Annotated in this window: 10 protein-coding genes; 6 read left to right on the top strand and 4 right to left on the bottom strand. The window is 68.7% G+C overall.

The window, feature by feature from the left end; all coding sequences use genetic code 11:
* Positions 1–198, bottom strand: a 198-nt coding sequence (locus Q8M88_RS14130) for a hypothetical protein (protein ID WP_305597797.1), incomplete at its 3' end; no start/stop codon positions are given.
* A 60-nt stretch (positions 199–258) separates the two neighbouring features.
* On the opposite strand from Q8M88_RS14130, the gene flgK reads away from it, so the two are divergent.
* From flgK to Q8M88_RS14110, 4 genes are read left to right on the top strand one after another with little or no spacing between them, the layout of a single operon-like run.
* Positions 259–2,346, top strand: coding sequence for a flagellar hook-associated protein FlgK (gene flgK, locus Q8M88_RS14125; RefSeq protein WP_305597796.1), 2,088 nt, complete (start codon positions 259–261; stop codon positions 2,344–2,346).
* An 11-nt stretch (positions 2,347–2,357) separates the two neighbouring features.
* Positions 2,358–3,287: a flagellin gene (locus tag Q8M88_RS14120; RefSeq protein ID WP_305597795.1), complete on the top strand. Its 930-nt coding sequence runs from the start codon at positions 2,358–2,360 to the stop codon at positions 3,285–3,287.
* A gap of 41 nt (positions 3,288–3,328) precedes the next feature.
* Positions 3,329–4,498 carry a tRNA 2-thiouridine(34) synthase MnmA gene (gene mnmA, locus Q8M88_RS14115; protein WP_305597794.1) on the top strand — a complete coding sequence of 390 codons (1,170 nt, stop codon included), beginning with the start codon at positions 3,329–3,331 and terminating at the stop codon, positions 4,496–4,498.
* Positions 4,499–4,540: 42 nt separating this feature from the next.
* Positions 4,541–5,725 carry an acetyl-CoA C-acyltransferase gene (locus tag Q8M88_RS14110; protein ID WP_305597793.1) on the top strand — a complete coding sequence of 395 codons (1,185 nt, stop codon included), beginning with the start codon at positions 4,541–4,543 and terminating at the stop codon, positions 5,723–5,725.
* A gap of 3 nt (positions 5,726–5,728) precedes the next feature.
* On the opposite strand, the gene Q8M88_RS14105 is transcribed toward Q8M88_RS14110, so the two are convergent.
* Entirely contained in the window at positions 5,729–6,334 is a 606-nt protein-coding gene (locus tag Q8M88_RS14105; RefSeq protein ID WP_305597792.1) for a DUF3617 family protein, read from the bottom strand.
* A gap of 81 nt (positions 6,335–6,415) precedes the next feature.
* Here Q8M88_RS14105 and Q8M88_RS14100 point away from each other — a divergent pair, with 81 nt between their 5' ends.
* On the top strand, positions 6,416–6,688 hold the full coding sequence (locus Q8M88_RS14100; RefSeq protein ID WP_305597791.1) for a GNAT family N-acetyltransferase: 273 nt from the start codon (positions 6,416–6,418) through the stop codon (positions 6,686–6,688).
* A 152-nt stretch (positions 6,689–6,840) separates the two neighbouring features.
* Here the strand turns inward: Q8M88_RS14100 and Q8M88_RS14095 are convergent, their stop codons facing one another.
* The gene (locus Q8M88_RS14095; RefSeq protein ID WP_305597790.1) at positions 6,841–7,122 is read right to left on the bottom strand and encodes a hypothetical protein; all 282 of its coding nucleotides are present in this window, start codon (positions 7,120–7,122) and stop codon (positions 6,841–6,843) included.
* A 376-nt stretch (positions 7,123–7,498) separates the two neighbouring features.
* Between Q8M88_RS14095 and Q8M88_RS14090 the strand changes: the two genes are divergently transcribed.
* Positions 7,499–7,960: a hypothetical protein gene (locus tag Q8M88_RS14090; protein ID WP_305597789.1), complete on the top strand. Its 462-nt coding sequence runs from the start codon at positions 7,499–7,501 to the stop codon at positions 7,958–7,960.
* Between the two features lie 27 nt (positions 7,961–7,987).
* Here the strand turns inward: Q8M88_RS14090 and Q8M88_RS14085 are convergent.
* Positions 7,988–9,163: helicase-related protein (locus tag Q8M88_RS14085; protein ID WP_305597788.1), on the bottom strand; the 1,176-nt coding region annotated here is incomplete at its 5' end.

The raw sequence follows: 9,163 nt of genomic DNA, 5'->3' as shown, positions 1-9,163 counted from the left end.
AGGACCGCCAAAGCGACGTTTTTTGCCGGGTGGGCGGAAAGATAGGCCTTTGCTGCCGCCCGCCGGCGCCGATCCGGCCGGCGCTCGGCGCCAACGGTTGGCGCAGCTCTTGCGCTCCTGTTTGCCGTGGCCGGCGACGCCCAGGTGGGATTCGCTGAAAACAAAAGATTTTTCGGAGCGCCTTGCGCGCGCGTTCACCAAACCCTCGGCAGATTCAGCCGGGTCGCGCGTCAGGCTTTGCCGAGTGGAGAGCAGTCGATGTCATTGTCCGTCGCCCTGAAGACAGCGAACTCGGGCCTTTTGGCCGCCCAGGTCGGCTTGCGAACGGTTTCCGACAACATCGCCAACGTCAACACGCCCGGATACGTCCGCAAGACCGTCAACCAGCAGCCGCTGGCGGTCGCCGGCCAGGGCATGGGCGTCAAGATCGAGGGCGTGAAGCGGATTACGGACCAGTATCTGCAGCTCGCCAGCCTGACCGCCGGATCCGACGCCAGTCGCTGGGGCGTGGTTTCGCAATATCTGGATAACGCCCAGAGTCTGTTCGGCGACCCGTCGAGCGACAGCTTCTTCTTCAGCCGCCTGGACGACGTCTGGTCTGCCTTCGCGTCGGCCGCCGACGACCCGTCCTCCAGCCTGGTGCGTAGCCAGGCGATCTTCAACATGCAGGACTTCCTGAGCGACGCCGACCGGATCAACGGCCAGATCGAGGACCTCGGCGCCAATCTCGACACCCAGATCCAGGCCGACGTCGGCCGCGCCAATGACCTGCTGGGCCAGATCGACAAGCTCAACCAGGACATCAGCCGCGCGACGCTGGTCGGCGGCGACGCCTCGGGGTCGCAGAACATCCAGAGCCAGCTGATCGACGAGCTGTCGACCCTGCTGAATGTGAAGGTCATGGAACGCCCCGACGGCGGGGTGACCATCCGCTCCACCGAGGGCGTGGTGCTGGCGGGCGAGGGGGCGGCGAGGCTCACCTACAATCGCACCGACGGCTCGAAGGGCTACATCACCGCCGCGCCGGCGCTGGGCGTCGCCCAGGCCATCCAGGTCAACTCCGGCGAGATCCGCGGCCTGCTCGACCTGCGCGACGACAAGCTGCCCGGCCTGTCGAGCCAGCTCGGCGAGTTCGTCTCGCGTGCGGTCGATCGGATCAACGCGGTGCACAACGCCTCGGCGTCGCTGCCTGCGCCGACCAGCATGACCGGCCGCAACACCGGTCTCGACTCCGCGACCGCGGCCAGCGGTTTCACCGGCTCCAGCACGGTGGCGATCGTCAACGCCAACGGCGTCATGCAGCGCCGGGTGACCGTCGACTTCGGCGCCAGCACGATCAGCGTCGACGGCGCCGCCGCGACCCCGTTCGTAGGCAACCCGATCACGGCGCTCAATACGGCGCTGGGCGCATTCGGCACGGCCAGTTTCGCCAATGGCGCGCTGACGGTCTCTGCCGCCGGCGGCAATGGCGTGGCCATTGACGAGGGGACCTCGGCCAAGGCCGGCCGCGGCTTCTCCGCCTTCTTCGGCCTCAACGACGTGATCCGCTCCACCGGCTTCACCAACTACGACACCGGCCTGAAATCCACCGACGCCCATGGCTTCACGCCGGGCGGCTTGATCACCTTCCAGATGGCCCAGGCGGACGGCAAGCCGCTGGCCCAGGTGCAGGTGGCGATGCCGGCGGCGGCCAACATGAGCGATCTGCTCACCTCGCTGAACAGCACGTCGAGCGGCGTCGGCCTGTACGGACAGTTCAATCTGGACGCCAACGGGGCGCTGGCCTTCACGGCGACCCAGCCGGCGAACGCGAGCCTGTCGGTCATCTCCGACGCCACCCAGCGTGGAGTGGGCGGTCCGGGCCTGAGCCAACTGTTCGGACTGAGCTCGATCGATCGCGGATCGCGCGCAAGCCGTTACACCATGGACGCCGCCATCAGCGCCGATCCGATGAAGCTGGCGCTGGGCAAGCTCGACACCACGGCGGGCACGACGCCGGCGTTGAGGCCGGGCGATGGCACCGGCGCCCTGGCGATGGCCGGCGCCGGCGATATGCCCACCGGCTTCAGCGCGGCCGGCACGATGGGCGCGGTGACCATGACGGTCTCACGCTACGCCCAGGAATTCGGCGGCTCGATCGGCCGTGAGGCCGCCGCCGCCGACACCCGCATGACCAGCGCCCAATCGGTGCAGACCGAAGCGACCGCGCGCCGCCAGTCTGTCGAAGGCGTCAATCTCGACGAAGAGCTGGTCATGCTCACCACCTACCAACAGGCGTTCAACGCCTCGGCCCGCATGATCCAGGCGGCCAAGGACATGTTCGACGTCCTGACGGCGATGATCTGAGGAACCCCGCCATGAACCGTGTCTCCACCGTCGGGAACTACTCTGCGATCCTCGCCAACCTGATGGCCGCCCAGCGCAAGCAGGTCGAAGCCGGCGAGCAGGTCTCCACCCAGAAGAACGGCAGCGACCTGAAGGACTACGCGCGCAACGCCGAGATGCTCACCGCCATGCGCTCCGTGAACGCGCGCGCGGGGGGTTATCTGGAGCAGAACGCCCTGATCGCGGACCGGCTGACCACCCAGGACACGGCGCTCAGCCAGGTCAGCGACGCCATCAAGGCGACCCGCGAGGCGATCGCCGAGGCGCTGGCCAGCGGTCGGGCCGACACCCTGGTCGAAGATGTGGACGCCCAACTGCGCAACGCGGTGGAGGGCATGAACGCCCGCTATGGCGGCAAGTACCTGTTCTCCGGCGGCCAGATCAACACCAAGCCGGCGGTGGCGACCGGCCTCGCGGCGCTGACCGCGCCGGGCTCGGTGATCGCGGACTTCTTCAAGAACGACAATTTCGACGTGCGCTCCAAGGTGGACGAGTCGACCACCGTGGACATTGGCATCAAGGCCAGCGACATCGGCACGAACCTGCTGACCGCCTACAAGGCGTTCCAGACCTTCGAGGAAGGCGGAACCGGGTCCTTCGGCGGCGTGCTCACCGATGCGCAGCGCACCTTCCTGGAAGGGCAGCTGGCCAGTTGGGATGCGGCGACGACCGAGGTCACCAACATCACCGGGCGCAATGGCCTGGTGCAGAAGCGGGTCGAGGCGGTGCGGCAGGACCTCGTCTCGCGGCAGAACATCGTCGGCGGCATGATCGGCGATATCACCGACGTGGACATGGCCGCGGCGATCAGCCGGATGCAGGCCGCCCAGCTCGCGGTGCAGTCGGCGGCCGAGGTGTTCCGCACGCTGCAGGAAAGCTCGCTGATCAACCTGCTGCGGTAGCGACCTCGCAATGGCGCGCCCGAGCCGCTAAATAGGCGGCCATGAACGCGCCTGTTCTTCATACCGATGCGGCGATCGACGCGGTGCGCGCGGCCGTCGGCCTGCGGGCCGGCGCGCGTATCGTCGCGGCGATGTCGGGCGGCGTGGACTCCACGGTCACCGCGGCGCTGCTGGCTCGCGCCGGTTACGATGTAGTGGGCGTGACCCTGCAGCTCTACGACCACGGGGCGGCGGTGCAGAAGAAGGGCGCCTGCTGCGCCGGTCAGGACATCCATGACGCGCGCCAGGCGGCCGACGCCATCGGCGTGCCGCACTATGTGCTCGACTACGAAAGCCGCTTCCGCGACCAGGTGATCGAGGATTTCGCCGACGCCTACCTGCGTGGCGAGACGCCGATCCCCTGCATCCGCTGCAATCAGACGGTGAAGTTCCGCGACCTGCTGGACGTCGCCCGCGATCTGGGCGCTGAGGCCATGGCCACGGGTCACTATGTCCAGCGCGCCGCCCACCCGGCGGGCGCGCGGCTGATGCGGGCGGCGGACCCGGCCCGCGACCAGAGCTATTTCCTATTCGCCACCACGCGCGATCAGCTGGACTACCTACGTTTTCCGCTGGGCGGACTGCCGAAGGCGGAGGTCCGCCGCGTGGCGGCCGAGCTGGAGCTCAATGTCGCCGCCAAGCCGGACAGCCAGGACATCTGCTTCGTGCCGGAAGGCCGCTACACCACGCTGATCGACCGGTTGCGGCCGCAGGGCGCGCTGCCCGGCGACATCGTCCATCAGGACGGCCGCGTGCTGGGCCGCCATGAGGGCGTCACCCGCTACACCATCGGCCAGCGCCGAGGGCTGAACGTGGCCGTCGGCGATCCGCTGTTCGTGGTGCGCATCGACGCCGACGCGCGCCAGGTGATCGTCGGCCCGCGCGAGGCGCTGCTGACCGCGGCCCTGACGCTGAAGGAAACCAACTGGCTGGGGGACGAGCCGACCATCGAGGCGGCCGCGGCCGTCGGTCGCCAGGTGCTGGCGCGGGTACGCTCGACCCGCGAACCTGCGCCGGCTCGCCTGACGCTGTTGGACGGCGAAGCGGCCGTGGCGTTCGACATGGCGGAGGAGGGGGTGGCCCCCGGCCAGGCCTGCGTGCTCTACGCCGCCGAGGACGACAGCCGTGTGCTGGGGGGCGGATTCATCGCGGCCACGCGCGCGTCGGCCTGAACCGGTATTGCGGCCGGCCCATCGACGTCGCACATCTTAGCGATGAGCACCGATCCGATCGTCGTCGTCAGCTACGCGCGCACGCCCATGGGCGGCTTCCAGGGCGCGTTGGCCTCCGTCAAAGCCACCGAACTCGGGGCCGCGGCCGTACGCGCCGCGATCGAGCGCGCAGGGCTCGCCCCCGACGCGGTCGAGGAGATCCTGATGGGCTGCGTCCTGCCCGCAGGGCTTGGCCAGGCGCCGGCCCGTCAGGCGGCGCTGGGCGCGGGCCTGCCGCTCTCGGTGGCGGCGACCACGGTCAACAAGATGTGCGGCTCCGGCATGCAGGCCGCCATGCTGGCGCACGACGCGCTCGCCGCCGGCTCGGCCGAGATCATCGTCGCCGGCGGCATGGAGAGCATGAGCAACGCGCCCTACCTGCTCACCAAGCACCGCGGCGGCGCGCGGATCGGCCACGATACGGCGTTCGATCACATGTATCTCGACGGCCTGGAGGACGCCTATGAGCCTGGCCGGCTGATGGGCTCGTTCTGCGAAGAGACGGCGAAGAGCTATCAGCTCACCCGCGAGGCGATGGACGAGTATGCGATCAGCAGCCTCGAGCGCGCGCGCAAGGCGACCGAGAGCGGCGCCTTCGCCCGCGAGATCACGCCCGTCCAGGTGAACGGCCGCGGCGGGTCGGTGACCGTCGAGCACGACGAGCAGCCGCTGAAGGCCGACCCGGCGAAGATCCCGACGCTTCGGCCCGCCTTCGCCAAGGACGGGGCGATCACCGCGGCCAACGCGTCCTCGATCAGCGACGGCGCGGCCGCCCTGGTGCTGATGCGGGAATCCACCGCGCGACGCCTGGGCCTGCCGGTGGTGGCGCGGATCGCCGCCCACGCTTCACACGCCCATGAGCCGGCCCTGTTCTCCACCGCGCCGGTGCCGGCGATCCGCAAGGCGTTGGCCAAGGCTGGTTGGAGCGTCGACGACGTCGACCTGTTCGAGGTCAACGAGGCCTTCGCCGCGGTGGCTATGATCGCCGAACAGGAACTGGGCCTCGATCGCGCCAAGCTGAACGTCAATGGCGGGGCCTGCGCGCTCGGCCACCCGATCGGCGCCAGCGGCGCGCGGATCCTCGCCACCCTGTTGTCGGCGCTACAGGCGCGCGGCGGCGGTCGGGGTGTCGCCTCCCTGTGCATCGGCGGGGGCGAGGCGGTGGCGATGGCGGTGGAAGCCGCCTGAGGCTCAGCCCGCCGAGCGGGTCTTGCCGGCCATGTCGATCATGTTGAACTTCATGCCGCCCGGCAGTTCCATGTCGCCGGGCTTGAAGCCGGCGGGGCAGGCGCCCTTCCAGGTCGCTTGGACGACCATCTTGTGTTCGCCGTTCATCTGCGGAGCTCCGGCGCCTGTGGTGACCGTGGTCGCCTCCATCCGATAGCCGGTGGCGAAGTCGCCGACAGCCACGCCATTGGTGACGGTCTTGCCGCCCGAGCCCATGTCGCACTCCGAGGCGATCTCCCAGGCCCCGTCGAGGCGCGGAGCGATGCGGGTCTTGGCGCACATGTCCTTGGTGGCCTGCTGGCCCCACCACGACAGTTTCTGCTCGACGGCTTCGTCGAGGCACAGGCGCGTGGTCTGGTCCATGCCGCTCATCGACACTTTCTGCTCCCACAGGCCCGGCTTGCGGTGTGGCGGGGTCATGGCGACGGAGGGGCCGCTGGCCGTGGCCGACGCGTCGGAGGGGGTTCCCGTCTTGGCAGGGGCGGCTTTGTCCCCGGCGGATTTGTCGCCGCAGCCGGAGAGGGCGACCATCGCTGCGCCTGCGGCCAGACAGGCCAGTCTGCGGTTCATCTTGCGCTCTCCCAAAGTCGTCGCCACGTGTCGAAGCTAGCCGGGATCGAATCACGGCGCGACATCGTTTCAGGATGCATGATGAGCCAACTTCGCAACGACACCGCCCGTTCGCGCTACGAGATGGACGAGCAGGGCGAGACCTCCTGGGCTGATTACCGGCTGCAGGGCGAGCGTCTCTATATCGACCATGTGGAAAGCCCGCACAGCCTGCGTGGCACCGGCGCGGCCGGGCGGCTGATGGGCGCGCTGGCGCAGGACGCGCGCGAGCGCGGGCTGAAGATCACGCCGATCTGCGGCTATGCGGCCGCCTGGTTGCGACGCAACAAGGACTTCGCCGACGTGGTCGGCTAGGGCCGGGCCAGGCGCGGACACGCGCTATGCTCTGGGTGTTCTGAGGCGATCGCCGCGCGACCTGGGCTGCGCCCGCCGCGCAGGCCGCCTCCTCTCGCAGGAGAGGGGCGGGATCGATGGCTAGCGCGAATTCTTCGCGCTCAGCGCCGGCTTCAGCCGCGCTTGGTGATGGCTTCCAGCGTTTGCACGCGGGCTTCGCAATCCTCGATCAGGCGACGGGCGATGTCGCGCACGCCGGGCGGATAGGCTTCGCCGCCTTCGGCGATCTCACCCGAAAGGCGTTCGACTGCGACGAGCGCGGCCTGTAGCGCCATGATGTGCTCACGGGCGAGGTTGCGGGCTTCGGCTTGCAGGCGGCGAATGCGCTCCGACAGCGTTTCGGCGCGCGGGTCGCGCGCGGCGTTGTCAGAGACGACGGCGAGCGTAGGTGACATGTATGGCATCCCCAAGTGTCGCGATCAGAGCGTCCACCCGCGGTCCACAACAGACCACCCAAAGCGGCGCTCGTTTCCTGTCCTATTACCGTACGAATCGGGTCCAGGTTCCGTGCCGATTTCACGAAAGGCGCCAGATCGTCGCGGCCGTGGATTCTGAGATACATAACGTCGGATTCACCGTGCGCTTTCGGGACGATAAGGGCCCGAGCGCTGATCTTGCGCCGACCGGCGCAGAAGCGATCCGAATGCGAGACGCCTTCTGCGCCTGCGCCGCCGCCCGATGTCATACAGGCGCCTTGGTGAGAACAAAATCAGAACATTGATGCGGAGTCAATCACTGCGCTAGGGTGAGGGCGATCGACAGGAGCGCGCCATGCTGAGTCTCACCTTCGCCGCCGTCTTGGCCGCGCTCGCCCAGGCCCCGGTCCAGGACGCCCCGGCGCCGGGCGGCAAGATCGAGGTCCTGCAGTCGCGCTTCGGGACTCTCGGCGTCGATGCGGAAGGTCGCGACATCCTCACCCCGGCCACCGTCGTGCCGCTGAAGACCGGTCAGGGCTACGGCTGGGAGGTGCTGGTGCGCACCGAACGTCCCACCTTGAAATGGCGCGAGACGTTTGTCCTGCCGAAGCCCGCGTCCAGCTGGGGCGTCACGGACGCCGGCGTGGCGGTCTCAGAGGACGCCCGCACCGCGATCACCGAACGCGAGGTCTCCGCCGCCACCGGGGTGATCACTAACGCCTGGCAGGTGGCCAACGGCGATCCTGCTGGCCGCTACATCCTCCGCGTCGAGATCGAGCATCTGCCGGAGATCATCTTCGAATTCGACGTCAGGTAGTCGGCGCGCCGGGGGCTGGGGGCGCGCCTACCGCTTCCCGCCGTGCTTCTTGAAGCGCGCGGCCGCCTCGGCGCGGGCTTCGGATCGGGTGCGCTTGGGCGCGTCGCGGTCGGCGGTCTCTCCGGCCGGGGTCATCACGTCGTTGGCGAACTCCAGGTCCATCAGCTTCAGGCGCTTGATCTCGTCGCGCATGCGGGCGGCTTCCTCGAACTCCAGATTGGCCGCGGCCGCGCGCATGCGGTTCTCCAGGTCGCGCAGGGTGGCCTTGAAGTTGTCGCCCATGAACGGCTTGGCCCCATCCTCGGCAACGCCGGCGGGCACGGTGACGCGGTCCTTCTCGTAGGGACTCGCCAGGATGTCCTTGATCCGGCTCTTGATGCTCTCGGGCGTGATTCCGTGCTCGACGTTGTAGATCTCCTGCTTCTCGCGCCGCCGCTTGGTCTCGGCCATGGCGCGTTCCATCGAGCCGGTGATCTTGTCGGCGTAGAGGATCACCTTGCCGTCGACGTTGCGCGCGGCGCGGCCGATGGTCTGGATCAGCGAGGTCTCGGAGCGCAGGAAGCCCTCCTTGTCCGCGTCGAGGATCGCCACCAGTCCGCACTCGGGGATGTCCAGGCCCTCACGCAAGAGGTTGATGCCGACCAGCACGTCGAAGGCGCCCAGCCGCAGGTCGCGGATGATCTCGATGCGCTCGAGCGTGTCGATGTCGGAGTGCATGTAGCGTACGCGCAGGCCCTGCTCGTGCATGTACTCCGAGAGGTCTTCGGCCATCTTCTTGGTCAGCACGGTGACCAGGCTGCGATAGCCGGCGCGGGCCGCCTGGCGGGCCTCGTCAATGACGTCGTCGACCTGGCTGAAGCCGTCGGCGGAGACCGGCTTCACCTCGACGGGCGGGTCGATCAGGCCGGTGGGGCGGATGACCTGCTCGGTGAACACCCCGCCGGTGCGCTCCATCTCCCAGGGGCCGGGCGTCGCAGACACATGCACCGTGTCCGGGCGCATGGCGTCCCACTCCTCGAATTTGAGCGGGCGGTTGTCGAGGCAGGAGGGCAGGCGGAAGCCGTACTCGGCCAGGGTGAATTTGCGCCGGTAGTCCCCCCGGTACATGCCGCCGATCTGCGGCACCGTCTGGTGGCTCTCGTCGACGAACAGCAGGGCGTTGTCGGGGATGTATTCGAAGAAGGTCGGCGGCGGCTCGCCGGG

This window comes from Phenylobacterium sp. (assembly GCF_030693805.1).
In the GTDB taxonomy this organism is placed as follows: domain Bacteria; phylum Pseudomonadota; class Alphaproteobacteria; order Caulobacterales; family Caulobacteraceae; genus Phenylobacterium.
This window is presented reverse-complemented; position numbering and strand designations above follow the sequence as displayed.